25 protein-coding genes are annotated in these 25991 nt (G+C 64.9%); 20 read left to right on the plus strand and 5 right to left on the minus strand.

The features are described 5' to 3' along the window. Positions 1-212: 212 nt before the first annotated feature. Together OHA05_RS19470 and OHA05_RS19475 are read left to right on the plus strand one after the other, a co-directional pair. On the plus strand, positions 213-827 hold the full coding sequence (locus OHA05_RS19470) for a hypothetical protein (protein ID WP_328861285.1): 615 nt from the start codon (positions 213-215) through the stop codon (positions 825-827). A gap of 9 nt (positions 828-836) precedes the next feature. Continuing rightward, a complete protein-coding gene (locus OHA05_RS19475; RefSeq protein ID WP_328861286.1) occupies positions 837-1268 on the plus strand; it encodes an SMI1/KNR4 family protein in 432 nt (143 codons plus the stop codon). A 591-nt stretch (positions 1269-1859) separates the two neighbouring features. On the opposite strand, the gene OHA05_RS19480 is transcribed toward OHA05_RS19475, so the two are convergent. Next, positions 1860-2042 carry a hypothetical protein gene (locus OHA05_RS19480; RefSeq protein ID WP_328861287.1) on the minus strand — a complete coding sequence of 61 codons (183 nt, stop codon included), beginning with the start codon at positions 2040-2042 and terminating at the stop codon, positions 1860-1862. Positions 2043-2242: 200 nt separating this feature from the next. On the opposite strand from OHA05_RS19480, the gene OHA05_RS19485 reads away from it, so the two are divergent. Further along, the gene (locus OHA05_RS19485) at positions 2243-4867 is read left to right on the plus strand and encodes an SEL1-like repeat protein (protein ID WP_328861288.1); all 2625 of its coding nucleotides are present in this window, start codon (positions 2243-2245) and stop codon (positions 4865-4867) included. A gap of 62 nt (positions 4868-4929) precedes the next feature. Here OHA05_RS19485 and OHA05_RS19490 read toward each other — a convergent pair whose 3' ends face one another. Both OHA05_RS19490 and OHA05_RS19495 read right to left on the minus strand, forming a co-directional pair. After that, on the minus strand, positions 4930-6177 hold the full coding sequence (locus OHA05_RS19490) for an XRE family transcriptional regulator (protein WP_328861289.1): 1248 nt from the start codon (positions 6175-6177) through the stop codon (positions 4930-4932). Between the two features lie 119 nt (positions 6178-6296). Beyond that, a complete protein-coding gene (locus OHA05_RS19495) occupies positions 6297-6716 on the minus strand; it encodes a GntR family transcriptional regulator (RefSeq protein ID WP_328861290.1) in 420 nt (139 codons plus the stop codon). A gap of 471 nt (positions 6717-7187) precedes the next feature. Between OHA05_RS19495 and OHA05_RS19500 the strand changes: the two genes are divergently transcribed. The 13 genes from OHA05_RS19500 to OHA05_RS38260 all read left to right on the plus strand — a co-directional run bounded on the left by OHA05_RS19500 (position 7188) and on the right by OHA05_RS38260 (position 21459). Next, on the plus strand, positions 7188-7475 hold the full coding sequence (locus OHA05_RS19500; protein WP_328861291.1) for a hypothetical protein: 288 nt from the start codon (positions 7188-7190) through the stop codon (positions 7473-7475). Beyond that, positions 7472-7801, plus strand: a complete 330-nt coding sequence (locus tag OHA05_RS19505) for a hypothetical protein (RefSeq protein ID WP_328861292.1) — start codon at positions 7472-7474, stop codon at positions 7799-7801. The genes OHA05_RS19500 and OHA05_RS19505 overlap by 4 nt, the downstream gene beginning before the upstream one ends. Beyond that, positions 7798-8787: a DUF2637 domain-containing protein gene (locus OHA05_RS19510; RefSeq protein ID WP_328861293.1), complete on the plus strand. Its 990-nt coding sequence runs from the start codon at positions 7798-7800 to the stop codon at positions 8785-8787. Before OHA05_RS19505 ends, OHA05_RS19510 begins: the two co-directional genes overlap by 4 nt. Continuing rightward, positions 8787-9158 carry an RRQRL motif-containing zinc-binding protein gene (locus tag OHA05_RS19515; RefSeq protein ID WP_328861294.1) on the plus strand — a complete coding sequence of 124 codons (372 nt, stop codon included), beginning with the start codon at positions 8787-8789 and terminating at the stop codon, positions 9156-9158. The genes OHA05_RS19510 and OHA05_RS19515 overlap by 1 nt, the downstream gene beginning before the upstream one ends. A gap of 91 nt (positions 9159-9249) precedes the next feature. Beyond that, positions 9250-11475 (plus strand): cell division protein FtsK, encoded by a 2226-nt coding sequence (locus OHA05_RS19520; RefSeq protein WP_328861295.1) that lies wholly within the window; start codon positions 9250-9252, stop codon positions 11473-11475. 141 nt (positions 11476-11616) lie between these two features. Beyond that, on the plus strand, positions 11617-11874 hold the full coding sequence (locus OHA05_RS19525; protein WP_328861296.1) for a hypothetical protein: 258 nt from the start codon (positions 11617-11619) through the stop codon (positions 11872-11874). 222 nt (positions 11875-12096) lie between these two features. Then, the gene (locus OHA05_RS19530) at positions 12097-12558 is read left to right on the plus strand and encodes a hypothetical protein (RefSeq protein WP_328861297.1); all 462 of its coding nucleotides are present in this window, start codon (positions 12097-12099) and stop codon (positions 12556-12558) included. Positions 12559-12718: 160 nt separating this feature from the next. After that, positions 12719-13609 carry a bifunctional DNA primase/polymerase gene (locus OHA05_RS19535; RefSeq protein ID WP_328861298.1) on the plus strand — a complete coding sequence of 297 codons (891 nt, stop codon included), beginning with the start codon at positions 12719-12721 and terminating at the stop codon, positions 13607-13609. 349 nt (positions 13610-13958) lie between these two features. Then, on the plus strand, positions 13959-15134 hold the full coding sequence (locus OHA05_RS19540; RefSeq protein WP_328861299.1) for a DUF3631 domain-containing protein: 1176 nt from the start codon (positions 13959-13961) through the stop codon (positions 15132-15134). A gap of 168 nt (positions 15135-15302) precedes the next feature. Further along, positions 15303-15512 carry a helix-turn-helix domain-containing protein gene (locus OHA05_RS19545; RefSeq protein WP_328861300.1) on the plus strand — a complete coding sequence of 70 codons (210 nt, stop codon included), beginning with the start codon at positions 15303-15305 and terminating at the stop codon, positions 15510-15512. 73 nt (positions 15513-15585) lie between these two features. After that, entirely contained in the window at positions 15586-16791 is a 1206-nt protein-coding gene (locus OHA05_RS19550) for a site-specific integrase (RefSeq protein ID WP_328861301.1), read from the plus strand. An 844-nt stretch (positions 16792-17635) separates the two neighbouring features. Beyond that, the gene (locus OHA05_RS19555; protein ID WP_328861302.1) at positions 17636-20281 is read left to right on the plus strand and encodes an ATP-binding protein; all 2646 of its coding nucleotides are present in this window, start codon (positions 17636-17638) and stop codon (positions 20279-20281) included. Positions 20282-20322: 41 nt separating this feature from the next. After that, on the plus strand, positions 20323-21459 hold the full coding sequence (locus OHA05_RS38260; RefSeq protein WP_443043839.1) for a hypothetical protein: 1137 nt from the start codon (positions 20323-20325) through the stop codon (positions 21457-21459). A gap of 571 nt (positions 21460-22030) precedes the next feature. Here OHA05_RS38260 and OHA05_RS19560 read toward each other — a convergent pair. Further along, the gene (locus tag OHA05_RS19560; RefSeq protein WP_328861303.1) at positions 22031-22600 is read right to left on the minus strand and encodes a GNAT family N-acetyltransferase; all 570 of its coding nucleotides are present in this window, start codon (positions 22598-22600) and stop codon (positions 22031-22033) included. Then, on the minus strand, positions 22597-23364 hold the full coding sequence (locus OHA05_RS19565) for a GntR family transcriptional regulator (RefSeq protein ID WP_328861304.1): 768 nt from the start codon (positions 23362-23364) through the stop codon (positions 22597-22599). The genes OHA05_RS19560 and OHA05_RS19565 overlap by 4 nt, the downstream gene beginning before the upstream one ends. A gap of 552 nt (positions 23365-23916) precedes the next feature. On the opposite strand from OHA05_RS19565, the gene OHA05_RS19570 reads away from it, so the two are divergent. The 4 genes from OHA05_RS19570 to OHA05_RS19585 are packed head-to-tail and all read left to right on the plus strand — an operon-like array spanning position 23917 to position 25989. Continuing rightward, positions 23917-24183 carry a DUF6284 family protein gene (locus OHA05_RS19570; protein WP_328861305.1) on the plus strand — a complete coding sequence of 89 codons (267 nt, stop codon included), beginning with the start codon at positions 23917-23919 and terminating at the stop codon, positions 24181-24183. After that, positions 24180-25058: a DUF2637 domain-containing protein gene (locus OHA05_RS19575; RefSeq protein WP_328861306.1), complete on the plus strand. Its 879-nt coding sequence runs from the start codon at positions 24180-24182 to the stop codon at positions 25056-25058. Before OHA05_RS19570 ends, OHA05_RS19575 begins: the two co-directional genes overlap by 4 nt. Then, positions 25058-25435 carry an RRQRL motif-containing zinc-binding protein gene (locus OHA05_RS19580; protein ID WP_328861307.1) on the plus strand — a complete coding sequence of 126 codons (378 nt, stop codon included), beginning with the start codon at positions 25058-25060 and terminating at the stop codon, positions 25433-25435. Before OHA05_RS19575 ends, OHA05_RS19580 begins: the two co-directional genes overlap by 1 nt. Then, the gene (locus OHA05_RS19585; protein WP_328861308.1) at positions 25432-25989 is read left to right on the plus strand and encodes a hypothetical protein; all 558 of its coding nucleotides are present in this window, start codon (positions 25432-25434) and stop codon (positions 25987-25989) included. The genes OHA05_RS19580 and OHA05_RS19585 overlap by 4 nt, the downstream gene beginning before the upstream one ends. Positions 25990-25991 lie beyond the last annotated feature (2 nt).

The following is a 25991-nucleotide window of genomic DNA, read 5'->3' on the forward strand; positions in this document are numbered from 1 at the left end:
TGTAGGCGTGGGTGAGGTGCGGCCATCTGTTCACGTGGTCGATCAAAGCGGACACGGCAGGTTCGATCTCTCAGGACCGCGAACCCGGTTACGCCGGGTGGCGTTCGACCACGTAGTGCGTTTCGAAGTAGGAGATCTCAGACGTGAAGACCAGAACGCGTGCCTCCGCGCTCGCAATACCCCTTGTGCTCACTGTCCTGACCGGATGTGGCATGACCGATGACGAGAGCGATGGCGTCCCGTTCGTGGGCACGAGCACCTCGCTCGACGCCGCCGACACGATGGAAGAGGTCTCCGGCGGTATCTATGACCTGATTGGCGTGAAGGGAAAGGCGTCAGAAAGCCTTCCGGGAGTGACGGACTGCTCAGGCAAGGACACACAGACACACTTCCGCATCTTCCATCCGTGGAGCTTCACCCCCGCCTCGGCGGGCGACCTGGACGAAGCGATGGACCGGCTCAAGAGAGAACTGCCCAAGCAGGGATGGGAGATCGTCGAATACGGACCGAATACCAGCAAGAACAGAAGCATCACCCTGACCGCCGACAACGACAAGAAGAAGGTCAGCGTCAAGGTCATCAAAATGGCCAAGAATGATCCGCCGAAGCTGAGCCTGGACCTGGTGTCCGGTTGCTACAAGGTCCCGGACGGCGAAGAGGTCGAACGCTCTGAGGGGCGGACGGCTGGTCATGGGCGCGTGGCCGCGCACTCATCTGAGCGAGGGGCCTGCCCGATCATCGGCCCGCCTGCGGTGACGGTGCTGGGGGTTGCGGCACGGCACTGCTGTACCGCAGCGGCGCTCGGGGCTGTCAGTCGTCCCGCCTAAGCTGCGCCCATGTGGAAGGAAGCTGCTGCTGGAGCCTCGCCCGACCTCGAGTTCCGGGCACCCGTTGACGCGGCAGCGCTGGCTGAGGCGGAGCGGCGCCTTGGCCGGAGCTTGCCCGGGCAACTGACTGCCCTACTGAAGGAGACCAACGGGGTAGCCGACGGGTACGGAACTGACATCGTCTGGTCCCTGGACCGGGTCGTGGAGCACAACCTTCAGTTCTGGTCCCCCGACACGTTTCCGGGCCTGTACATGCCCTTCGATCCACTGCTGTTCTTCGGCGACAACGGCGGCGGCGACCAGTTCGCCTTCGTGCTCACGCCCGAGCGTCCGGACATTTTCGTCTGGGACCACGAGAATGACAGCCGGCTTTGGGCCGCGCGAGAGTTGAAGGACTACCTGCACCGCTCCCTCCTGGGAGAAGGCGACTGGTATCGGTAGCCGTCTGAGGACATGCGAAGGCCCTGCTGCGGCGCTCGGACCGAGAAACTGCGAGCCCTCGCCTGGGACCACGCCTCATCGGCCGGCTGGGCGCCGATCCGGCGCAGTCTCCGCACATCGCGGTGTGGTGATCGGTGCGCCGTGGCGGGGATACGTCCGCCTGGCGCCCAAGGAGGCTGACCGGGATCAACGCCGACGAGTGGACGCTCCGGCGAAGTCACGCAGACAGATACGCAACAACGCCAGAGGGCCCTCACCGATTAGGTGAGGGCCCTCTGATCTGCTACCTGGCTGTCGGGGTGGCGGGATTTGAACCCACGACCTCTTCGTCCCGAACGCGATTAGCCCTATATCCACCCCGCTCTGGACGCGGTGACCGGGCCGCCCCTCTCCGCATCCGTCCGTGGTTGTCCGCGACGGTGTGGCTGTTGCTAGTTGGTTTGGCCCCCCGTTTGGCCCCCCGGCTGCAGTTCCCTCGGCCTGGCCATTTGCCCCTGCGGAGTGCCCAAGGATGGGGTGTGCGCACGGAGGCACTGCGGCGCGGAGGCGTGCATGGGGCAGCTATCAGCCTCACGACACCCCTACGTGTCCTTATCGGTAGGCGGAGACTGCCGAGAGGAAGAGCGCCATCACACCCCCAAGCGCACCGCCACCCACCAGAAGCGCGTTCGGCAATGGCGTACCTGCTCGGTACGCAAGCAGACCGGCCGCCACTCCCACGTTGAGGGCCACTGACAGGGCCAGCAACAACGCCAGCAGCTGATCCGTGATCACCCAGCATCTCCCTTCCCTAAGGGGGCTCTCATGAGCACCCCGGCACTCCGAACGTCGCCGAAGTCGGTAGTGTCCAGCAGCCTTCCGCACTGACTTGGACAGTCAGGCCACATCGACGCAGCTGGGAGGCTTAGGCTTCCTCTGTCCAGGGGGCCAGACCTGGACAGAGACGGGCAGCCTGCTGGCACGAGGAGGGGCCGGTGCGCAACGACGAGGCAGGCTCCGCGTTCTTTGGCGGGATGCGGAACCTTGCAGCCCTCAGGAAGGACAAGCTGGACGGGCGGCCCACCGACCGGGCACTGGCCAGGAGAGCGGATGTCGCTCCAACGACGATCGGGCACTGGTTGCGGGGGCAGCGCTTCCCCCAGCGGGTGGATGAGCTACTGGTAGTAGTCAACGCCTTGCGTGAAGAAGCCGCTATGAGAGGGCTTCTTGACCAGCGCGAGGTGGCGTCACTACTCGCCGAGCGGCGATGGCGTGACGCTCATGCAGCGGAAGCAGCGCAGCGTGCGCAGAGTACTCGTGACGATGTCAACCGTGCACGTGCCCACAACATCCTCGCGGCCAACGCCGCTAAAGAACGGTTCGCGGCTCTACCGGATAAGCCACGTCCTGTCGCGCTTTGGTCTCCTAAACAACTGGGTGTCCATCCGGCCGTGATGGGTGTTCCTGGACGAACGCCTGGCGATTTTGTGCTTCCGGCCTATATCGAACGCCCCCATGACGCGAAGACTCGCCGGCATCTCGCATTGCTTGCAGAAAAGGAAATCACGGGGCTAGTTGTCATCCGAGGGCAATCATGCACCGGGAAAACTAGGACCGCATATGAGGCAGTGAATAGAGTCTTCCCGGAGTGGGGCCTTGTTTTTCCGAAGGATGCAGACAGTCTCTTAGCTGTGCTCGCCGCCGATGCATTCGAGCGCGATACGATTCTCTGGCTTAATGAGGCCCAAAGTTTCTTTTATGGAAAGTATGGCAAGGTGGCTGCCTCAGCGCTGCGCCGTCGCTTGGAAGATCCGGGGTCGGCGCTGGTGATTGCCACGATTTGGCCCGAGTATCACAGAGAACTCACCGCGACTCCAACTCCCGGTCAAGAAGACCCGTACCATCACGCACGTGAGCTTTTTGCCCAGGAATTCCGCATTGATGTTCCTGCCTCATTTACGGATGAAGCGCTAGAGGGAGTTAGGGCACGTGCGCCTGAGGACGCATCGCTGTCGGAGGCTCTCAAGACAGCGTCAGGCAGAGTCACACAAGTTCTCGCCGCGGCACCGAACCTCGTTGACCACTACGAACACCCATCCGGGGCAAGCGGGCCTTACGGAAAGGCCGTGATTACGGCCGCTATGGATGCACGGCGCCTGGGGGTCTCTGGCCCGCTTTCCTTGAAGTTCCTAGAGGCTGCTGCTCCCGCGTATATGGCGCCTCAGGAGCGCGCATCGGCTGATCCGACGACCTGGTTCACTAGCGCTCTGGAATACGCTCGCACGGAGATCAAAGGTGTTGCTGCTGCACTTCAGGATGTACCGAGCGACCGCGGCATGGGTGCGCAACTAGGTGTGGTTCGTCTAGCAGACTACCTGGATCACTATGGTCGGACGATTCGCAAACACTGCGTTCCGCCACTGCGCTTTTGGAGCGCCGCTAGAGAAACGCTTGAGTCGGCCGAAGAGCTGATGGCGCTTGCTGAATCGGCACGGGAGCGATTGCGGAACAGGGTGGCAGCAGACCTATATAGCAGGGCATCAGAATTCGGTAATACTGACGCGTTGAGGTGGCTGGCTTTTCTGCGCGAGCGAGCGGAGGACGACGAAAGCAGAGACCGGCTTACACTGGCTGCGGCGGAGGCGGGAAACCTTTATGCGCTTCGCGATTTGGCAAGATGGTGTGAGCGTAGGGGAAATCACGCCGAGGCCATCCGATTTGCTGGGGAAGCTGCTGCCGCCGGATATCCAACTGCCCTCTGGGAGGTTGCCAAAATGCGCCAAAGGGAAGGTGATCTAGCCGAGGCTGAGCGCCTCTTTTGGCTTGCTGCCGAAGCGGGAAGTCCTGACGCAGTGACCGATTTGATCAGGGTGAAACGGGAGCTCGGCGATCGCGACGACATTGACGACCTGATTTCTGTTCTTCTGGAAACGCGAGACGATGACTCACTTTTTCAATTGGGGTTGGAGTGCCGCGAAGCGGGAGACCTAGAGGAAGCTGAGCGATTCTTTTCGCTGGCTGCTGAGATGGGTGACGCGTATTCACTTGTCGAGATTGGTCGGCTGCGTAAACGAGCAGGTCTTCGCGAGGAGGCGGAAGAGCTATTCAAACAAGCGAATGAATCCGTTGGCTCATACGCTCTGAGAGAGCTTGCTCTGCTTGAGGAGGAGAACGGCAATCTGGAAGAAGCCGAAGGTCTTTACTTCGAGGCGCTGGAGGATGGGGACACTGAGGCAGTCTGGTACGTAGTGCGAATGTATGAAAGGTCCGGCGATGCGGCCCGCGCCGAGATGCTAGCCAAAGAATCGGCAGATCAAGGAAATTACTTCGCTATTTCTCAACTCGCGCAAAACCTGCGATCCGCCGGTAGCGGCGAGCGGGCTGATGCACTTCTTCAATACACCATCGAGAAATTGGGTGAACCATCCGTCGTGCTGGTGGACGCGCTAATGGATGCCGGTCTATCTGCCGAAGCTCAGGCGTACGCTCGCCGGGCCGCGGATGAGGGAAACAGCTATCTACTCATTGAGTTCGCTCGAAAAAAGGGGTCAGAGGGGCGCTGGCCAGAGGTTCTTAAGTTCGGCCTCGAACTCGATGGAAATGTTTCTGACCCTTGGTGACATCACTGTTCTCGCCTGCGGCGCGCGTTGATCTCCGGCTGGTGCGAGGATGCCTTTCGTGGTTACTGCGGCAAGAAGCCGGGCTTCTGATGCCCGAGTGCGTTCAATCGTTCGAGGTAGTTCCTTGCGGCGGGCTCCGCCCCGTATCGGCGCTTCATCTCGGCAGCGAGTTCACGGCTGGTCATGATGAGCGACGGCACTGATTGGCGATCCCCTTCCAGTGCACGCGCTCCCATCGTGAGTGCTTGCTCCAAGTCGCCTTCACGCGCTGCTGTGACGCCCAGCGTGACGCGGGCTTCGGCGTTGCGCATCGGCGAGCGCTCGGTTCCGTCGAAGTCCGTTCCTGCCCTCAGCACCTCTTCGGCGAGCGTGCGCGCAAGCTTGTCCTCACCGACCAGGCGGTAGCAGTCCATCGCGTAGAAGTCGAACTTGGCGGGGTCCACCACAAAGTGGTTGTCCAGGTTCTCAGGGTGCGGCATGGCTTCGAGCATCCGCCGTCCCTTGTCGAGGGCTACCTCAACCTGCCGGCGGTCCCCGAGCCGCGCCCACGCCTTGGCTTCCTGTGCGGCAAGCTGCACTGCCACGCCGTGGTGCTGCGCTGTGTTCGCTCCGGCCTGCGCTGCGGCGATGACGCCGCGGTAGTCGCCGGTCGTGAGAGCGAACCATGCTCGCATCTCGTGTGCCCATCCGGCCACCTCTGCATGGTCGGCTTCGGTCGCGAGAGAGAGGGCGGCGCGGCGTGTCGACTCGGCGGCGTGACGGTCGCCCATGTCGTACTCGACGCAGCCGACCAGAAGAGCAAGCCAGCCGGACAGGGCGAGTACTTCGCGGTGTTGCGCGAGCGTGAGGCTCTTCGTGTGAAGGTCGACGACGCGGCGAAGCCACTGGCGCCCCTCGATGAGGAGCTGTTCGCTCGCCATGAAGGGGTACTCCGAGGAGAGGCGGTCCGTCGTGATCCGCAGGGCATCAAGCGTGGCGTTGTCGACGTCCGACCGGTTCAGACGGCTTACGATTTCCAGCGTCTCCATGCCGCTCGCTGCCAATATCTCCTTGTGTCCATCCCGGCGCGAGGGGGCTGGGAAGAGCGCATGCGTCACGGTGCCGAAGACGGCAGCAATGATCGGTTGATAGAAGTCGTTCGGCATCTGGCCTGACTCCCAGCGCTTCCACTGGCGAATCATGCTGTCTTCGGCGGGCAGCTCTGTGGGAGCGTGCGCCCGCAACGCCCTGACTGCCTCACGCTGCGACCAGTCACGTGCCGATCGTTCGGCAGCAATGCGCCGCGCCCATGCGGGCCTGTCGTCGGTCATGTGCCCTCCTCCGAGTGCCTACTCCGAGTCTCGCCCGCAAGCCAGGGGGACAGGGAAGGTGACAGAGGGGTGTCACCGGACATGTCCCCTGCTCCGCTCTGCCGTCCCCTGGCTGTCACTTACTTCTCAACTCCCGTTCCGTGCATGGTTGTTGCAGATCCCGCATCACCCGGCACGGAGCGGCTTTCGAGCGCTTCGAGCCTGCCGCGAAGTTCCGAGACTTGGGAGGTGAGATGTTCGAGCTGGCGCAGGACTTCAGGAAGGTCGACACCTACGTCGGCTTCGCTACCTTCGGTGGCTTGCTGCGGGTCGCGGGCGTAGCTGCCGCGCGGCGTGGTCATGATGAGCCCATCCTCGCGCAGGATCGCAAGGGCTCGCTGCATGGTCATTCCCGAGATCTTGAAGCGCGTGGCCAGGTCCCGCACGGAGCCCACATGGGCTCCGGGCTTGATGTCACCACTCAAGATCTCCTGCCGCAGGATGTCGGCCGCCTGCTCGGACTCCGGTCTGGGGTCGTCTTTCGAGATATCAGCGCTCATCACGCCATCGAGCGTACCCACCCCTAGTACGACCTAGCACGAGATCCGTGCAGGACTCTTGCGCGATGGTGCGTGCTAGTACATGCTGTTACGTATCAGCACGGTGAGCCCGCAAGGGCTTCGCCACCTGTGTCTGCAAGTGCTTGACCTGCAAGACCGCACAACCAGGAGCCCCGCATCGGACGGGGGGAGGCGACCCGGCGCCTTGTCATTGACCGGAGGGCTTAGACCGAAAGGTCACGTCTCCATACGCCTACTTCGAGGCCGGACAGCTCTACCTGACACGGGAGCGCGGTCGCGATGAAGGAGACATGCACTGCCGCCCCGATGGTCGTAGGCCGGGTTCGACTCCCGGCCGGGGCGCTTTCCCCCTGCCGCGCTCGCGGCGGGGGTTCTCCCGGAGTAGTCGCCGTCTCACCAACACGCCTGCAGCTGCTCCGGCTCCCCTGTCCCTCCCATCAGGAGCCTTCCATGCGTACCTACATCGGCCGCCACCTGGCCGTCACCACCGATGAGTTCGCGGAACTCGCGCTCGGTACCCCGGTTGAACTGTGGCTGGGTGTCGAGGGCGAGAACGAGCAGGAGCGCGCGGCCCGCCTGGACGCGGCGCGCGACATCCTCGCTGACGATCCGGACCTTCCCGACGACCTGATCCGCATGGCCGCGCAGGTCATCGAGGAGAACCCGGACCTGTTCGACGTCGTCCCGCTGACCCTCCCCATCCGTCGCCGCACGGCGCGCAAGGGGGTGGCGGCATGAGCGACGCGCTGACGCTGGACGATCTGGCCGTGCCGCTGCGCGCGCTGCGCCTGCTGGCCGCGGACTTCGGGCATCTGTCGGCACCGTCGGTGCAGGTGTCCACCGTCTACCCAGAGCGGTTGGAGCTGACGTTCTACGACGACCTGCCGGGCTTCGAGGCGTGGCGGGAGGCCCTGGGCATCGTCCCGGACGCCGTGACCTACCGCGAGCAGAGCGACGGCCGTACGCGCGTCCTGCGCACGACCGTCGACTACGCGGGCGCGGTGGTCCGTCTGGCGGGCTACGCGGACATCGTCGCCCCGGTGTTGGCCGGGGGTGCGGCATGACGACCGTGCAGACCATCGAGTCTTCGGCCGTGCCACCGCTGACCCGCCCGGAAATGGGGCTCGCCGGTATCGGCGCGCTCGCCGCGGCCGGCGTCGGTGCGCTCGGTCTGATCTCCTCCTTCGACGCGGTCTCGTCTGCCGCGGCTCGCTGGGGGTTCGGCGAGTCGTGGATGCTGCCGGTCGGTATCGACGTGGCCATTCCGGTGTTCACCGTGGCCAACCTGCTGTTGATCCGCATGGATATGGCGCTTGCGTGGGTGCGGTTCGTGCCCTGGGCGCTCACCCTGATCACCTGCGGACTGAACGTCGCCGCCGGGCACGGCGTGTGGGCCAAGGTCGCGCATGGCACGATGCCGCTGCTGTGGGTGGTGTTCTCCGAGATCGGCGCGCACATCTACGCCGTGCGGATCGGCGCGGCCACCGGTCGCCGCATGGAGAAGATCCGTTTCTCCCGCTGGCTGTTGGCCTTCCCCTCCACGTTCGCGCTGTGGCGCCGCATGACGCTGTGGGAGGTCACCTCCTACTCCGAGGCGCTGGCGCGCGAGAAGGAACGGCAGTTGGCCCGCGCGGACCTGCGCGAGCGCTACGGCCGTAAGTGGCGCTCGAAGACCCCGCGGCGCGAGCGAGTGATGCTGCGCATGGGCGACCTGGCCCCCGCTGCTGAGCAGGAGACGCCCGCACCGCCCCCGGCGGACAATCCGCCGGCACCGGTCGACGCCAAGCCGCGCCCGCGCCGCCGGACCCCCGCCAAGGGCAAGACCAAGGCGCAGCGCACCTTCGAGGAGGCGCTGACCGAGGCGCGCACGGTCACCACAGAGTGGACCGAGGCGGAGCTGACCGCGGACCGTCTGCGCACCACGCTTCATGTCTCGCAGGCCAACGCCCGCAAGCTGCGGGAGCAGTTGAAGGCAGAGCGTGCCAACGGGCGTCCGTTGCACTCCGTGGACGACCCGGAGGGCGACGGCACGACGGCTGAGGCTGCCTGATGTTCGCCAAGTGCTTCGACCCGACCGGCGCAAGGCACGGACTGCCCACCTACCCGTGGCGCTACGCCCCCGACGGACTCGCCACCAAACGGCAGTTACGGGCTCGCGGCTTACGGCCCGGTGGGCAGTCCATCGCGGCGCAGATCATGCGTCCGCGATACCGGCGCGGCCCGCTGGTCGCCTACCTCTACCGCGTCGACCGCGCCAAGCCCGTCCGGCCGATGACGCCGGGCAAGTGGGCCGCGCTCGCCAAGGCGAACCAGGCCCGCCGCACCTGCCCCGCCTGCCGACGGGACGCCGGATACGTCATCCCTACCTCACTCGGCATGTGCGTGCCCTGCGCCTACCCCGAGGAACAGCGCGCCGCCTGAACACCCCGCACCACGATCCGGCGGGGTCCGTCCGCCCACCTCCTACAGCGACGGCCGGACCCCGCTTTCCTCCCCTTGGAAAGGACTTTCAGTGAAGCACCCCGACGACGAGAACGAACTGTTCAACCGACTCGAAGCCGAGATGTCGGCCGACTCCGGGGGCGAGGTAGTCGACCTCGACAAAGCACGGTCGGCCCGTACCGAGTCGGCCGACCCGACTGCCCGACCCGACTCCGACCCGTCGGCCGACTCCGGCGCGGACCGGTCGGGTACCGAGTCGCCCGACCCGACCGCACCCGTGATGGTCGACCAACCGGCCCCGACCGCCACCGGTCCGGGCTACCTTGGTCGGCTCGCTGGCGCGCACCGCCGGGCGGTCGTTCCCGAGTGGCTGCGCTCGCTCACGGAGCTGCGGACCGCTACTGAATGGGTGGCCCGCCACTACGCCCACGCTGCCGGATATCACGCGCTGCGTGCCCCGGTCTACGCCGCCCGGCTCGCCCTGCAAGCCCCGACCGGTGCCGCGCGGTTCGTGGGCGGCACGATGCGGTGGGTGGCCGACCGTGAGGGTGAGCCGGTCCGACTCGCCGCGGTCCGGCGTGAGGACGCGGCGGAGTACCTGAAGCTGTCGCGGCAGCGCGATGGACGGGTCCGACTGCGCGCCCTCGTTGCGGTGCTCGCCATGTTCGTCGGCCTGGGGGCCGCGCTCGCCATGTACGTGCTCGCCCCCGGCTGGCTTCAGGCGGTGTCGGTGAGCGCGGTTGTGATGGCGCTCGGGTTCGCCGGACAGCAGGCAGATGCCCCGGTCATCCACCGCGCGGTGGAGCTGCCCAAGGCAGTCAAGCTCACCAGTGACATCGTGCTGCGGGCGCTCGGGGCGCTCGGCGTCCCCGCCATCAACCAGGCGCAGGCCAAGGGACGGGACGGGTTCGAGTTCACCGCCCCGATCACCCGCGACGGTCCCGGCTGGCGTGCGGAGGGCAACCTCCCGTACGGGGTCACGGTGACCGACGTCATCGAGCGTCGCGACCGGCTCGCTTCCGGCCTGCGCCGCCCGCTCGGGTGTGTGTGGCCCGAGGCGGTGCCGGATGAGCACACCGGTCACCTCGTGCTGTGGGTCGGGGACCAGGACATGTCTCGCGCCAAGCAGCCCAAGTGGCCGCTACTGAAGTCGGGTTCGGTGGACCTGTTCAAGCCGGTCGCCTACGGCACCGACCAGCGCGGACGCTGGGTCGAAGCGACGCTCATGTACATCGCGGGCGTCATCGGCGCCATCCCCCGCATGGGCAAGACCTTCCTGCTCCGTCTGCTGCTGCTCATCGCCGCCCTCGACCCGCGGGCAGAGCTGCACACCTACGACATGAAGGGCACCGGAGACCTTGACCCGGTCGGCGACGCTGTCTCTCACCGGCACGCCGCGGGTGACGACGACGAGTCCGTCACCTACTGCCTGAACGACTTCCGGGCACTGCGCGAGGAACTGCGGCGCCGCACCAAGGTGATCCGCTCGCTTCCGCGGGATGTCTGCCCGGAGTCGAAGGTGACCAGCGTCCTTGCCGACAAACGCTCCCTGGGCCTGCACCCGATCGTGATCGGAGTGGATGAGTGCCAGGTGCTGTTCGAGCACCCCGAGCACGCCAAGGAGTTCGAGGAGATCGCAACCGACCTGGTCAAGCGCGGTCCGGCCACCGGCATCGTGCTGCTGCTCGCCACGCAACGACCGGACGCCAAGGCGCTGCCCACCGGCATCAGCGCGAACGCTTCGGCCCGCTGGTGCCTGAAGGTCATGGGCCAGCTCGAAAACGACATGGTGCTCGGCACGTCCGCCTACAAGCGGGGCGTGCGCGCCACCATGTTCGCCTGGGGTGACAAGGGCATTCACTACTTCGTCGGTGAAGGCTCAGACGCCCGGATCGTGCGCTCCGTCTACGTCGACGGCCAGGGTGCCGACGCCATCGGCGCTCGTGCCCGCCGCCTGCGCGAGGAAGCGGGCACCCTGTCCGGGCACGCGCTCGGGGAGGCACCCGAGCCGGTCACCAGCGCGTATGACCTGCTGCGCGACATCCTCGCCGTTGTGCCGGCCGATGAACCCAAGGTGTGGTCCGAGACCGTCGTCGCCCGGCTCGCAGAGCTGCGCGAGGAGATCTACGACGGCTGGGACCCCGAGGGACTGGCCGCGGCCCTGAAGCCGCACGGCGTCTCCACCATCCAGGTGGGCCGCCGGGTCAAGGGCAAGGTCGTCAACCGGCGCGGCATCGACCGATCCCACATCGTCGCCGTGATTGCGGAGCGTGACGGAAAGCGTGACGCGGGCTGAGTGTCCGGGGCCGCTAGCGCTAGCGGCACACCCCGCTAACGTTAGCGGCTCCGCTAGCGCCCCAAACCCGCTCTGATCAGGCCGCTAGCGGATAGCGGCCCACCTGCGGAAACCCCTGAGAGCCGCCTGGAAGGGCCCGTCATGACCCCTGCCCTGCTCGCTATCACCCTGATTCTCGGCGTAACGCTGTGTTACGTCGCCGTGTGTGCCGCCTCGCCGTTCGGCAACTGCCGCAAGTGCAACGGCTGGGGCTTCCAGATGAAGACCGACCGCAAGGGCCGCCAGAAGCGCGGCAAGGACTGCCGCCGCTGCAAGGCCACCGGCAAGCGCATACGCGTAGGCCGCTGGCTCTACAACCGTTGGGCCCGCATCTACCGCGCGGGCACCGACACCCCCTGACCGGAAGGCTCCCGATGATCCTGAACATCTCCGCCGTGTTGCTGTTCGGCGCTGCATCTGCCCTTGCCGTCAAGACCAAGTCCGCCGGAGGGGGGCTCGGCCATCGTGTTGTTCCTCTTCGGGTTCTTCGTCGCCGGGACCGGCGCGTACGAGCCCATCCACAACCTCGTGCAGGCGTCCGCCGACGCCCTGTCCGCCCTTGGCAACTGAAGGAGGCTCGCTGTGCACGAGCACGCCAACCTCGTACCCGGCCGTCGTGAGGCGACCGTGGAAGTCCACCGGTCGACTCCGCTCGCCCCGGTGCCGTCGGCGCCGGTCGTACCGGTACAGCCGGGCACCGTCCCGTCGGTGGCGAGTGTCGTCCTGCCGGACGGCCGCATCGTCACCGGCTACGCCCTCGAACCCGCCAAGCCCGAACCCGTCGCGGCCAAGCCGCCTGTCTCCCGCGTGGCAGTGAACATCGCCCTCGGGGGCATCGGGTTCGGTGCCGTCTGCGGAGGGCTATTCCTGGTGACCGCGTTCATCACCGCGCTGACCGCGCTCATCACTCAGCTCATCACCCTTGCCGCCGTCATCTTCGGTGGCTGGGTCGCCGTGCAGGTCTTCAGCGCGAGCGGCCACGGCAGCGGGACCACGGTCAACATCCGCAAGGCCGTCTTCAAGCGCAACCACTTCCACGGCTAGCTACGCCCGAGGCGGGCGCCGTCTCACCACAAGCCTGCGCCCGCCCCGGTTCTCCAGTCCCTCCAAGAGAGCAGGAGACCTCCAGCATGACCCAACGAGCGTCATTCGGCGAGGGCCGTCCGGCCCATGCCACCCCATCGAGCGCGTCGGGGGTGACGGCATGAACCGCCACCTCCTTTACGCCGCCCTGGACGCCGCGGAGCAGGGATGGGCAATCCTCCCGCTGCGCCCCGGTGACAAGCGTCCGGCCCTCCACGGTGAAGACGTCTGCCCCGGCATCGGGGACTGCGCGGGCGGTCACCGCAAGTGGGAAGCGCGCGCCACCCTCGACTCCGACCGCATCCGCCGCGCATGGGGCGACCTGCCGTTCAACGTCGGCATCGCGACCGGCCCGTCCGGGCTGGTCGTCGTCGACCTTGACATGCCCAAGCGCAAGAGCAGTGCGGACACGCCTAGCGGCGTGACGACCTTTCGTGCGCTCTGCGAGCGCGCCGGACAGGCCGTGCCCGCCACCCGCACGGTGCGGACAGCGAGCGGCGGGGTGCACCTGTACTTCACTGCCCCGCCGTGCGTCCGGCTCGGCAACACAGCCGGACGGCTCGGTAAGCGCATCGACACCCGCGCGTGGGGCGGCTACGTCGTTGCCCCCGGCAGCCTCACCCCCACGGGCGCCTACGCGGTCATCAACGACGCGCGGCCCACACCGCTGCCGGAATGGCTGTACGCCCGCCTGGCGGTTCGTCAGACTTCGCGGGCAATAACGGCTGCCCTGTCGTCCGTGCGGGCGTCCAGCTACGCCGCATCGGGCTTGAACGCAGAAACCGCGTCCGTACGTCAGGCCCCGGAGGGCGAGCGCAACGCCACGTTGCTGCGGGCGGCGCGAGCCTTGGGGCGGTTCATCGCTTGGGGCGACCTCCCCAGGGAGCAGGTTGAGGAGGCTCTTCAGTGGGCGGGGGAGCAGGCCGGTCTCTCGCCGCGGTCGTGTGAGGCGACCATTCGCAGCGGTCTGAACTGGTCGATCGCTCGCAACGGTCAGCGGAGGGCGGCATGAGCGCCCTTCCCCGCCCACCCCTGAAGAGCCCTCCCGTCACCCCGACCGGTCCGGGCGTCGCCGTACAAGCCGCGCCGGGTCCTGCCGTGGGCGAGCCGAAAGGCGCCGCCCGCGAGGGCGTCCGAACTGCTCTTCGTCCTAACCCGCACCGAGGCGAAGGCCGGTACCCGATTGCGTGGCTGTGCATCTCCGCACCGCGCGGCGCCGTGCCTACCGCCACCTCGAAGTGCCTGTGCGGCAGGGACCGCAGCGCCGTCGGTCACACGAAGGTGCTCGCCCTGATCGAAGACCACACCGCCCACCGCGACGCATGCCCGCTCCGCACCAACCAGGAAGGGAGGCAGGCGGCATGAGCGACAACCCGCCGGCACCCGCCATGGACGGCTCCGCACTGCTCGATGAGGTGGAAGCCTTCCACCGACGCTTCAACATCTTCCCCCTCGAAGCCGCGTACGTCGCCGTGACGCTGTGGGACGCGCACGCGCACCTGCTCGACTGCTTCGACTCCACCCCGCGGCTCGCGTTCCTCTCCCCGGAGCCTGGCTCCGGCAAGTCCCGCGCGCTGGAGATCGTGGAAACCCTCGTGCCGCAACCGATGGTCGCGGTCAATGCATCCGCATCCGCGCTCTTCCGCGCGGTGTCCGGGATGGAGGGACGGCCCACGATCCTGTTCGACGAGATCGACACCATCTTTGGCCCCAAGGCCGGAGAGAACGAACAACTCCGCGGCTTTCTGAACGCCGGTCACCGACGTTCTGGCGTCATGTGGCGCTGTGTGGGTGACGGGTCCAATCAGCAAGTACAGGAGTTCCCGTCGTTCTGCGGTGTCGCGGTCGCCGGGCTCGGCTCGTTGCCGGACACGATTCTTACCCGCTCGGTCATCGTCCGCATGCGCCGCCGCGCGCCGAATGAGCAGGTGGAGCCGTTCAGGCAACGCATCCACGAGAAGGAAGGCCACGCGCTGCGTGACCGGCTCGCCACCTGGGCACAGTCCATCGGCCACTTGGTCGACGGGGTGTTCCCGGTTCTGCCGGAGGGCATCAGCGACCGGCCCGCGGACGTGTGGGAACCCCTGCTCGCCGTGGCGGATGCGGCGGGAGGCGCGTGGCCGGAGCGGGCCCGCACCGCGTGCATTGAGCTGGTGAACGCGGCCAAGACCAGCGACAAGGGGAGCGTCGGTATCCGACTGTTGACCGACCTGCGCGACTACGTGTTCAACGGCATCGACCGCCTGCCCACCGTCGCCATCCTCGACAGGCTGCACAGCCTCGAAGAGGCGCCGTGGGCGGACATGAGCGGCAAGCCGCTCGATGCCCGCGGGCTGTCGCGGATGCTGCGGGAGTACATGACTGCGGACAACACCCCCATCGCGGCCCGCAACATCAAGGCTGGCGGGAGCGTCATGAAGGGCTACTACGCGAGCGATCTGCACGACGCGTGGCAGCGCTACTGCCCACCCCCCGCGGAAAGTGCGCTACTTCCGCTACCTCCGCTACCGGGCAGCTCAGAGGCGGTTTCCGGGTAGCGGCAAGCCACTTGGCATCCGCTACCGCAGAACCCATCCGCTACCGCTACCCCTATCCGCTACCTGGATCATGCCCCTGACCTGGGCGGTAGCGGAGGTAGCGGAAGTAGCGGACCTGACAGGAAGGGGGCCACCGCCCCCTCAGCCCTGCCGAGGAGGCACCGCCGCATGGCCACCGTTGCTGGACCTGCCGAACAGCTCCTCTACCGCCCCGAAGAGGCGGCCAAGGCTCTCAGGATCGGACGTTCGATGGTCTACGAGGAGATTCGCCTCGGACGACTTCAGACCGTCCGCATCGGCCGTCGCCGTCTCGTGCCGCCGGAGTACATCGAGCGGTACGTCGAACTCCTCAAGCGCGAGGCAGAAGCCACCGCCTGAACTTCCCATCACCCGACTTCCACAGGGCCGCGCCCTTCAGGCGCGGCCCTGTCCCATGGAGGCACGACAGAGCATGACCGACACCCCAAAGCGCGCCCAAAGGGCAGGCCATGGTGCGGACACCATCTATTGGGACCCGGCCAAGAAGAGTTTCGTGGGGGCCGTCTCTCTGGGACACGGCCCGAACGGCAAGCGCCGTCGACCGAAGGTGTACGGCAAGACGAAGACCGAAGTTCGCCAGAAGATCCGGGACTTGAAGAAGGAGGTGCAGACCGGCGTCAAGGCGCCGGCCAACTACACCGTCGCCGACGCGGTGAACGACTGGTTGGAGCGCGGTCTTAAGGGGCGCGACGAGAAGGGCACCATCGGCAAGAACCGCTCGATGGCGAACAAGCACCTGATCCCGTTCATCGGCAAGGCCAAGCTGAAGGAACTCAGCGCGGACGACGTCGACGACTGGTTGGACGACAGGGCCGAATTCCTCGCGACGCGAAGCCTGCGTGACCTGCTCGCCATCCTGCGCCGCTCCATCGCGCATGCTCAGCGCCGGGACAAGGCCGCGCGCAACGTGGCCCTTCTCGTCACTGCACCGGAGGGGCGCCCTGGCCGACCGAGCAAGGCACTGAACTTGGAGGAGGCGAAAGCCGTACTCATTGCCGCTCGCCCGTCACGGCTGTACGCCTACCTCGTGCTCTCGCTCCTCAGTGGGGTTCGAACGGAGGAGGCACGCCCCCTGACGTGGGATCACGTCTACCTGTCGCCGAAGGACGGCATCCCGCCGCACGTCGCGGTGTGGCGTTCGGTGCGCAAGCACGGTGAGACGAAGACCAGGAAGAGCCGCCGGACCATTGCTCTGCCCAAGCAGGTGGTCGACGTCCTCGAAGAGCACATGCGATGGCAGAAGCAGGAGCGGGCATCGAGAGGGATGGAGTGGAGCCCGACCGGCCGCGTCTTCACCACCCGGAGCGGCGAGCCGCTCGACGCGGCCAACGTCCGGCGCGACTTCAAGGCCATTGTGAAGAAGGCCGGACTGAAGCCTGAGTGGACCCCGCGGGAGCTCCGGCACAGCTTCGTGTCCCTGCTCTCCGACCACGGCATCCCCTTGGAGCGGATCGCGCTCTTGGTCGGTCACAGCAGTCAGGCGACCACAGAGGCGGTCTACCGCAAACAGCTCCGGCCCGTGATCACGCAGGGTGCCGAAGCGATGGACGACATCTTTGCCGAAGATCAGGAAGGGGAGGACACGGAGGGCCAGGAAGAGGGCGACGCGGTGGCCTGACCAAATGCGTTTGGCCCCCTGTTTGGCCCCCAGGGCATGAAAGAGGCCCATTCGCGATCACGCGAATGGGCCTCTGACCAGCGTCGGGGTGGCGGGATTTGAACCCACGACCTCTTCGTCCCGAATTAGGCCCTGTAAGATCACCGACTTGGCGGGCGCATCAAAGGTGCAGATCAGAGTGTTGCGATGCGTCGGACTCCGTTGGTGTTTCGGGGCCGGCAACTCAAGATCGTCTCCAAGACTTCTCCATAGAAATGCTGCGTTGTGGGTCGCTGCGTCTGCCATCCGCGGCGCCAACCTGCGTCGTGGCTGACGGCCAGGGGGACCAAGACAGAGGCTTACGCCTCAGCCGGGGCGCTCCCACGCTCGTTCGGGGGCACCCGTACGTCCCGTCCCGCTGCTCGGACCTCGGGCACGGCCATCCTGATCGATCAGTGGCGGTCGCGCGTACGGCTGCATGCATGGGTCTAGCTGCGCAGACACACGCTGATGTGACGGCAGGATGCCAGGCCATCATGGTCATTGTTTGCCGTTGGTGATCACCTTGGGCAGCCCTCGGACGGTCTCAGCGTGGTGCGGAGTGCGGCATTAAAGGTCCACTTACGATGAGCCACTTCCTCGGCTGGTTAGGGTCCTTGCAGCGCCTCTGAAACCACACGCTTGGACTCCATCCACGCCTCCTCGTTCCGATCTTGACCGTCCGTCAACTCGGTCAAGCTCAGGGACACTTACCAGGCAACTGGCGATGGAGGCCTCGTAGACTCTGAGGGATCAAGCGTGGACAATCAGTGCTTGTCCACGCTGGCGATTCGCAGGCACAACGTGCCTGGAGAGAGGGGCACTGGTGGAGTCCACGCATGAGGGGCCGGAGCAGTTGGCGTTCGGCAGCGAGAGCGTCACTATCAGTCCTGCTCAGTTCGTCGTGGCTTCGCAAGACACTCGTGATCTCGTCCCTGTACGCATCTCATTGGCGATCATCGAGCGCTTCTCCGAGGGGCTTTACAGTTCACCTAACAAGACCTTCGAAGAGCTAGTTTCAAACTCATACGATGCCGGAGCTGAGAGTGTATGGGTTTACATGCCTGGCGACCTTTCATCTCCGCACGCATCTATTCTAGTTGTTGACGATGGCGAGTCGATGGACGTGCAGGGGCTCCAAGATCTCTGGCGAATCGGAAAATCTCGCAAGCGTGAAGACGACGCCAATGGGAAACGACGCGAGCCGATCGGCAAGTTCGGTATTGGTAAGCTAGCTACTTATGTTTTGGCGGAGGAGCTCACCTATATCGTGCTGAAGGACGGCACCTATCGCGCAGTAACGATGGACTACCAACTAGTCCAAGGCGACATGAGTGACCCGCATACCCTCAATTTGGAAGTTGCCGAGCTCTCTCGCGAAGAAGCGCGAGAGGCCTTGTTGTCCAACCTGCGAGATTACGGCGAACGCATGAAACCCCTTCTGGAAAATCTCTTCCCTGAGGGTGCGGCTGGGCCAGAGCATTGGACAGCCGCCATTATGACTCGACTCAAGAAGCCGGCGCAGGGTATCCAGCAGGGCCGCCTTAGGTGGGTTCTGTCTACCGCCATCCCATTGAACCCTTCTTTCAACCTCCTATATAACGGAGACCCCATCGAGCCGTCAAAAGCTCAAGGGGACGAACAGTGGCGCTTCATCATGGGCCAGTCAGAAGACACTCTTCCCCCTGACGCAAGGATTGGCACGCCAGACCATGTCGACGTAAATGGGGAACGCTTACCTGCGTATAGACTCCCTCTTGCCGGAGCGGTTTGGGGGCAGGCCCAGCTATTCGAAGACTCCCTTAATCGTGGGCAAAGTGGAAAACTAGGTCGGAGTCATGGATTCTTCGTCAGGGTGCGAGGCCGGCTGATCAACCTTGACGACGCCGCTTTCAACGTTGGCGTCGATCTCCACTACGGCACGTTCTCCCGTTTTAACATGGTGATTAACGCCGATGAACTTGATGCGCTCGTAGCTAGCCCGCGCGAGAGCCTAATGGATTCGCCGGAAGTGCGGGAACTGAAGACTTATATGCTCGCCATCTTCAACAGGTCGCGTTCAGTTTTGAAAAAGCGTGACGACGAGGATGAAATCCCTCTTCTAACACAACAGGGCCGCATTTCAAATCCGCCTCCCGGCCTTACTCAGGGCCCCCTCAGAAGAATGCTTCGGCGGGCATCTCAGGGAGACGAACAAGTAAGAGAATCTCTCGGCATTAAGGTTGACGCAACGATGCTCCCTGTCTCCTTGACGCAGGGTGGTGGAGAGGTCCTTGAGCAGGTACTCGTAGAGCCCGCGGGCGAGGAAACTCGTCTGATCTCGTATGACCCAGAGCGACGCGCGGCTATCCTCAATCAGGCTCACCCGTTCGTCAGCAACTACATTGATCGAGATGGAACTCAAGAAGCGCTGCAAATTCTCGGGCTGACGGAGTTGCTGACCCAGGCCTACATGCTTGACGAAAACATCGACGCAGCGACCGTAAATCGAATTATGAAACGGCGGGACGCCTTCTTGCGCGACTTCGTCAGCTATCATCCCCGCTCTGCTCCCGTCATCGCGAAGAGTTTGCGCGATGCGAGCAATGACGAGAAGGCTCTAGAGGACGCAGTCGCCGACGCCCTCACTGTAATGGGATACAGCGTGCAGAGGATCGGAGGCAGTGGCACACCGGATGGAATCGCCACCATCCGACTCGGGCGTCGCGGAGGAGACGGTAGCGAAAGCTATGCGCTCACCTATGACGCCAAATCCAGTGGATCCGAGGCACGACGCGCCCTCGAACCAGCTAAGAAGAAGCAACTCGAAAAGGCGCCGCGGATTCAAGCAGGCACAGCTAGAACCTCAGTGCTGCGAGTCCATCGGGTGCGAGCGGCAGAGCAATTCAAGCTTGACGTGCCACCCAAGTTCACGCTTCTGGTGGCCCCTGGCTTCCAGGGCGATGGCGACGAGAAGGCTCTCATCGGTGACATCTGTCGTAATGACGGCATCACCCCGATCACCGTGGAAGACTTGGCACGCTTGGTTGAACTTTTCCCTTTGCGGCGCCTATCTCCACTAAAGCTCCTGGGTCTTTTCGCAACTCACGAACCAAGCGAGGCGCGAGCATTTGTGGATTCCATCGAGGCCCAGGATCCCCCAGTCGCCCCTCCCGTGGCTGAGGTCATTGAGCTACTGGTCCAGTACTCGGAGCGTCGAACTCCCGTAACCGTAGATACCATCGTGACTGCCGTGTACGAACGGAGCGGTATCGATCTCGACCACGAAGAGGTCTCAGCAATTGTGCGGGGCTTGGCTGCTCTCGCGCCCGCTACGATGTACTTCGATGGTCAGCTCGTAGCGCTTAATGCTTCACCGCAAGGACTCATTGGCGAACTCCGTCAGACTTTCCACGAATATCCGAATAGGCTTGCGGAAACCTATGAGATCGCTATTCCATTTCCGCGGCCACGCGTAGGAGATGACCAATGATTACCGCCAATAGGGCTGCTGCACATCCATTTCCCGCACGCATGGCGCCAGAGCTCGCAGCAGCGAAAGTTTCCAGCCTGGCCCCCAATGCGGTGGTACTAGACCCCATGATGGGTTCTGGAACCTTCCCCTTGGCTGCTGCCAAGTCTGGACATCAGGCTTTCGGTTGCGATACAGATCCCCTGGCTGTAGTAATTGCCAACACTAATGCAGCTAGCTACTCCCTCGATGATTTCCTCACGGCTGCGGAGTCCGTGGTATCGACGGCGAGATCTATAAGAGGAGTCGACATGAGCGTTGACTCCGAGACATCAAGGTTCATTGATTTTTGGTTTGACCCAGTTGCGCGAGAACGCTTGTCGTCTCTGGCTGCAGCAATCAAAGAGGTGCCGGCTCCACTCTCGTACCCTTTGTGGTGCGCTTTCTCGCGACTCATCATTGCCAAGGACGCTGGCGCTTCGCGGGCGAGAGACGTATCCCACTCGCGTCCTCATAGGGTCCGCGAGGCAGCGTCATTTGACCCCATCGAGCGGTATTTCTCCTCAGCAAGGGCGGTAGCAAATCGAGTGTCTCACTCGCGCATTGAGCTAGGTGAGACGGGTTCCCCTAGCTCTGCTCCCAGCATTTTGCGTGCCGATGCCCGGCGCCTACCTTTCGGTCGAGCGACAGTTGATGCCGTGATGACAAGTCCGCCGTACCTGATCGCCATCGATTATCTTCGCGGGCATCGTATGAGCTTGGTCTGGATGGGCTACTCCATCCCGTACCTTCGGTCGTTGAGGTCGGGAAATATCGGGTCCGAGGTCGGCCTGGATGTCGATTCAACTCTGAATTCTATCGCTAGATCTTCCTTCACCAAGCCACTACCAGACCGAAGCCGGAAAATTATTGGTCGTTACGTCCAAGACTTGGATCTCGTCATGTCGGAAATTGCTCGCGTCGTGAAACCGGCTGGTCTTGTGTCCTTCGTTATGGCCGATGCGCGGATGAACGGAGTTGAAATCTCAATAGAGGAGATCCTCGTACGTCTTGGCAGTCGCAACGGTCTAACTAGCCGAGGGCGTGTATCAAGAGAGCTTCCAGAAAACAGACGCTACCTACCGCCTCCACGGAATTCCGCAAATGCGCTCGATAGGCGAATGAAGGAAGAGGTGATCCTGACCTTTGAACGCGAGTGAGGTAGACGTGCCCCTACTCGAATGCCCAAGCTTGGGTGATAGGACATCCGAACGAGAGACAGCACATGGCTGGACTCATGATGCTTGCTCATCGGAGGCTGTGTGTGCGGGCCTTGACCCCTCGGATGAAGTCCTCTTGCGTCGCTTCTGATCCGACACGGCTCGTGAATCCGTCGCTACGCAACCGGCTCGTACGCCACCGTCACGTCGTGAGGAATCGGCTGCTCGATCGTGAATCCTTGTTGCGGGTAGACCATCAGCGCTGCTGAGACCCGACCGACATATGATGACGAGACGCGCATCCTGGATCGAATCGGTGTACTCAGCAAAGGGCGTGGAGATCGACGCGCTCACCCACGCGACCTCGGACCAGAGCTTCCGTGCCGTTGCGTACGCCTCCTCTCCTCATACTGCTTGCTGGCCAGCGGGACCGACGACATGGGAACTCGCCGCTCCTCAATCATGGTCCTAGAGAAGCGGATGTTCTCGCCCGTGTTTTAAGCCTCATCTCGACGATGATGGCGTCCGCAGGAACGCCGAGCGGTCCGCGGCCTGGCGAAACCCGCTTTCACTAAGCCGCGAATCGAAGCCGTTTGGGCGCAGGCGTGCGGTCCGTATATCCGTGCTCAGCCGACCGCGCCGATCGCTGCGCGAGCCAACCAGAGACCCGGGCCCCGCCGTTCACTGCCTCGCCCTCGCAGACGGTGCGAACGTGCGTGAAGCCGTGCGCTAGGTAGTACCGCTGGAGTCCTTCGTTCGTCGTCCAGGCGTCTAGGCGGAGCCATTGTGCGCCCGCACGATGTGCGCGATCGCCGGCCCAGTCGAGAAGCCGGCCCCCGAGGCCCTGTCCCGCGTACTCTCGAGCGATGGTGAGCTTGTTGACGAACAGCGACGGTTCGGTTAGCTCGTCGTCCGTCCACAGCCCCGCTTCCGCGTCGGGCGTGAGCGTGATCGTGCCGGCCGTCGTATGCCCGTCCCGGAGCATGAACACAGTGCCCGCGTCGATCGTGGCCAACAGCTTGTCGGCAGGATACGGACGGCTCCACTGGTCGGACCCCAGACCCCTCAACCAGGTTGCCGCCTCCTCGCGAAAGGCGAGCAGCTTTGTCACGTCGTGAGGTTCTGCGAGGTGGATGATCACGTGTTCTCGCTTCGGGCCGAGAGCTCGCCAATCTCATAGTTCATGCGATTCAGGTCCCCTCGGAACGTCGTGATGGTGCACCTGATCGGACGGTCTACGGAGTAGCCGGTACGCGTCCAAAGCATGACGGGAACGCCAGCTCCGATCTCCAGAAGTCGCGCTTCGTCCGGCGTGGGCATCCGGGCAGCGATCTCATCGAAGTACCCGACCTGCTCGATACCGCCCGAAGCGAGGTACCGAGTCGTTCCCTCCTCGATGTCCCCCGGCTCGGCCAACCGCGGCGACGCTTCGACCAGCCAGGACGGGTAGTAGGTCGCCTGTGTGGACCATGGGACGTCGTCCACGTAGCGATGACAGAACCGCAGGACTGCCTTCGAACCTGCCGGAACCTTGAGTCGCTCAGCCACGTCTCTCGAAGCCGGAAGCATCTCCACGCGAAATGTCTGGTGGGGCCGCCGGCCAGCGTTCGTTACGTCGGTGCTGTACGCGTCCCCGTTCTGCGGGAAGGTCAGATTCTCGAACCGCGAGGCGTTCAGCTCGAACACCTCGTGCGACTTGACCTCATATCCAAGCCCTTGGCTGGACGTGATCAGGCCCTCGCTGACCAGCAGGCTTAGCCCGTTGCGGACCGTGTTCCTTGATGCGTCGAAGCGCCGCTGCAAGTCGTTCTCGGAGGGTAGGCGCGCCCCCGGCGCATGGGTGCCGTTGTCGATCTCGCGGCGCAGGGCGTCAGCGACTTGCCGGTACTTCGGCTGCTTGGTCATAGACCCATCATGACGCACTCGCGCAACTTGTTGGTACATGTGGCCCCAACCCCCTTGACGTCTCACTGTCCGTGGGTGCAGCATCACTGTCATCAGCTTGTACCAACAAGTTGAGCAGGTGGTGCAACACCATTGAGTGTGCGCGCCTGCGCCGACAAATCAACAGCGTGATCCACCGCAGCACCACGGTCGTGAGGGCGCCGGCCGAGGCGAGTGGAGACCAGCCGACCGAGAGACGGCCCGTGTCACAACCGGGCCCACACCCCTAACCGGGAACGCCATCGGCTCTAAGAACCGCACGGCACACCTTGAAACTGCGAAGACCCCCGGGATTTCGGACTTCTCCGGGGCGAGCAGCGCCGTGCGAAACAGGAGGTCCGAGCCCTGTACCAGTGCTCACGGTGCTCGACATCCCAACGCCATTTCGGCAGACGGGTGTCGGGTCGCCGTGGTCGCTCGTAGCCCACGACCGACCCACCCAACGGCGCGCGGCCCCGGTGTCCTACCACCGGGGCCGCTTCGAGCCGTCCACCTGCTAGGGAGACACGACTCATGAAGCACATCGTCACTGTTCAGGACGTTGTTACCGCGTTCGCCGACTTCATGGAGCCGACGGGTGCAGAGCTGGACGCGATCGAGCAGGAGATGCCCGCGATCCTCGCGGACGTCGACCTGATCGACGCGCAGATCACCACCCTTGACCGCACGCCGACCGAGCTGGACATCCGGCGCATCCGCCGGGCCTACCGCCGGGTGCTGGCCGCCGAACGCGACCAGGCCAACCGCGCCGGCGCGAGCACGTCCGGCGGTGTGGCATGAACCTCCACCGCAAAGGCAGGGCCGCCCTCGTGCTGGCCCTGGTCGCCGTGGTCGCCATGGCGTTCCGGGTCTCGTGGAACGCGCTCAGGGACATCGCGAACGCGGTCGGTGCAGACAACACGGCCGCGACGCTCTACCCGTTCGTGGTCGATGGCCTGATGGCCCTGGCCCTGGTTGCCACCCTCGTGCTTGCGGGTAAGGATCGGACGTTCGCGCTGCGGGTGCTGGGCACCTACACGCTCGCCTCGCTGGTCCTCAACTACGTGCACGGCCTGGTCCCCAAGCTGCACGACACGGAACTGGACTGGACGCGCCTCGCCGACTGGGACCCCGCCAACTGGGCCCTGGTCCTGCTGGCGACGTCGCTTCCGGTCGGGTCGATCTACTTCGGTTCCGATCTGGTCGCCAAGGTTCTCCACCACCGCCCCGCCTCGATTCCGGGGCCGGACGCGAATGTGGAGGAATCTACCGAGACGCTGAGGAATCGGTCTACGGCTGACCTCGCAGTATCGACCCCGGCGCTCCCGCTGCGGATGCCCGACCCGGTGACGGTCGACTTCCTGAAGTCGACCCCGCTCGCCAAGCCGCTCCCGACCCCGGCGCGCGTTCCAGTCGCCGCGATCGAGCGGCGCCAGGTGGCCGCTGAGTCGATCCGACCCCGCCGGGCGACCGGTCGGGTTCCGGAAGTTGCTCGATCCCCTAAGCCGCGCCGGACGGCGGAGCAACTGATCGATGAGACCCGCAGCGCGACGGCCGATTGGGCGGACGGGCAGATCACGGCGGAGGGCATCCGTCGCACGGTCCGCACGTCGCCGGCGAACGCCCGGATGCTGCGGGACACCCTGCTCGCTGAACGTGCCGCCAAGGCGGCGTGATGGGCGGCTCGTTCGGTAAGTGCTTCGACCCGAACGGCGCCCGCTACGGCCTCCCCACCTACCCCTGGCGCTACGCCCCGGACGGGTTCGCGACCCGCCGGCAGTTACGGGCCCGCGGCCTGCGGCCCGGTGGTCAGCCGATCGCGGCGCAGATCCTGCGCCCGCGCTACCGGCGCGGCCCGCTGGTCGCCTACCTCTACCGCCTCGACAAGGCGAAGCCCGTCCGGCCCATGACCCCGAACCGGCGGGCCGCGCTCGCCAAAGCGATGCTCGCGCGCCGCACCTGCCCGCAGTGCCGCACGGATGCCGGATACGTCATCCCTGCCTCGCTCGGAACGTGTGTGACCTGCGCCTACCCCGAGGAGTGTCAGCAGTGAAGATCACGGTCAACACGCACAAGCTGTTCGGTCACCGCGCCACCCTCCGTACCGCGAAGCAGCTCGCGGAACCGGCGGCGCGGCTGGTCAACCGGTCCGTGCCGGGCCGGATGCCGGACGTACAGATCACCCTCACGAACCCGCGCGGTCTGGCAGAGCTGGCCACCACGGCGGAAGCCGAGTTGGCCGGCGGGGTCGACAAGCGCGTCAGGGACCGCGAGGAGCGTCACGCCGCACGCGAGGCCCGTGACGTCGCCGGACGCGCGGTCCCGCTCATGGATGGCTCGGTCCTGGTCCTGATCAACGTCGACCAGAACGCCAGCCCCGGTGAGTTCGCCATCACCCTCGTTCACGAGCTGGTCCACGCCATGCAGTTCTCCCGCAAGGGCGTCCGCGAGCGGATCATCCGTGATCGCCGCGACGCCTTCAAGGTCGAGCGCCAGTCCCGCCGTCACGCCCGCGAACACGAGCGGGGCCTCGCCGACGAAGAGCGCGAGGCCTACAGCCGCGAGTACCTCGCCGACCAGATCGTTCCCGGCGCCAACGCCGCCTGACC

Origin of the sequence: Streptomyces sp. NBC_00306 (genome assembly GCF_036169555.1) — a bacterium.
Lineage (GTDB): Bacteria > Actinomycetota > Actinomycetes > Streptomycetales > Streptomycetaceae > Streptomyces > Streptomyces achmelvichensis.

Excerpts from the sequence above, each read along its gene's own strand:
- OHA05_RS19470 (WP_328861285.1), top strand. The coding sequence starts at position 213 with ATGACCGATGACGAGAGCGATGGCGTCCCGTTCGTGGGCACGAGCACC.
- OHA05_RS19475 (WP_328861286.1), top strand. The coding sequence starts at position 837 with ATGTGGAAGGAAGCTGCTGCTGGAGCCTCGCCCGACCTCGAGTTCCGG.
- OHA05_RS19490 (WP_328861289.1), bottom strand. The coding sequence starts at position 6,177 with ATGACCGACGACAGGCCCGCATGGGCGCGGCGCATTGCTGCCGAACGA.
- OHA05_RS19495 (WP_328861290.1), bottom strand. The coding sequence starts at position 6,716 with ATGAGCGCTGATATCTCGAAAGACGACCCCAGACCGGAGTCCGAGCAG.
- OHA05_RS19500 (WP_328861291.1), top strand. The coding sequence starts at position 7,188 with ATGCGTACCTACATCGGCCGCCACCTGGCCGTCACCACCGATGAGTTC.
- OHA05_RS19505 (WP_328861292.1), top strand. The coding sequence starts at position 7,472 with ATGAGCGACGCGCTGACGCTGGACGATCTGGCCGTGCCGCTGCGCGCG.
- OHA05_RS19510 (WP_328861293.1), top strand. The coding sequence starts at position 7,798 with ATGACGACCGTGCAGACCATCGAGTCTTCGGCCGTGCCACCGCTGACC.
- OHA05_RS19515 (WP_328861294.1), top strand. The coding sequence starts at position 8,787 with ATGTTCGCCAAGTGCTTCGACCCGACCGGCGCAAGGCACGGACTGCCC.
- OHA05_RS19525 (WP_328861296.1), top strand. The coding sequence starts at position 11,617 with ATGACCCCTGCCCTGCTCGCTATCACCCTGATTCTCGGCGTAACGCTG.
- OHA05_RS19535 (WP_328861298.1), top strand. The coding sequence starts at position 12,719 with ATGAACCGCCACCTCCTTTACGCCGCCCTGGACGCCGCGGAGCAGGGA.
- OHA05_RS19540 (WP_328861299.1), top strand. The coding sequence starts at position 13,959 with ATGAGCGACAACCCGCCGGCACCCGCCATGGACGGCTCCGCACTGCTC.
- OHA05_RS19545 (WP_328861300.1), top strand. The coding sequence starts at position 15,303 with ATGGCCACCGTTGCTGGACCTGCCGAACAGCTCCTCTACCGCCCCGAA.
- OHA05_RS19550 (WP_328861301.1), top strand. The coding sequence starts at position 15,586 with ATGACCGACACCCCAAAGCGCGCCCAAAGGGCAGGCCATGGTGCGGAC.
- OHA05_RS38260 (WP_443043839.1), top strand. The coding sequence starts at position 20,323 with ATGGCGCCAGAGCTCGCAGCAGCGAAAGTTTCCAGCCTGGCCCCCAAT.
- OHA05_RS19565 (WP_328861304.1), bottom strand. The coding sequence starts at position 23,364 with ATGACCAAGCAGCCGAAGTACCGGCAAGTCGCTGACGCCCTGCGCCGC.
- OHA05_RS19570 (WP_328861305.1), top strand. The coding sequence starts at position 23,917 with ATGAAGCACATCGTCACTGTTCAGGACGTTGTTACCGCGTTCGCCGAC.
- OHA05_RS19575 (WP_328861306.1), top strand. The coding sequence starts at position 24,180 with ATGAACCTCCACCGCAAAGGCAGGGCCGCCCTCGTGCTGGCCCTGGTC.
- OHA05_RS19580 (WP_328861307.1), top strand. The coding sequence starts at position 25,058 with ATGGGCGGCTCGTTCGGTAAGTGCTTCGACCCGAACGGCGCCCGCTAC.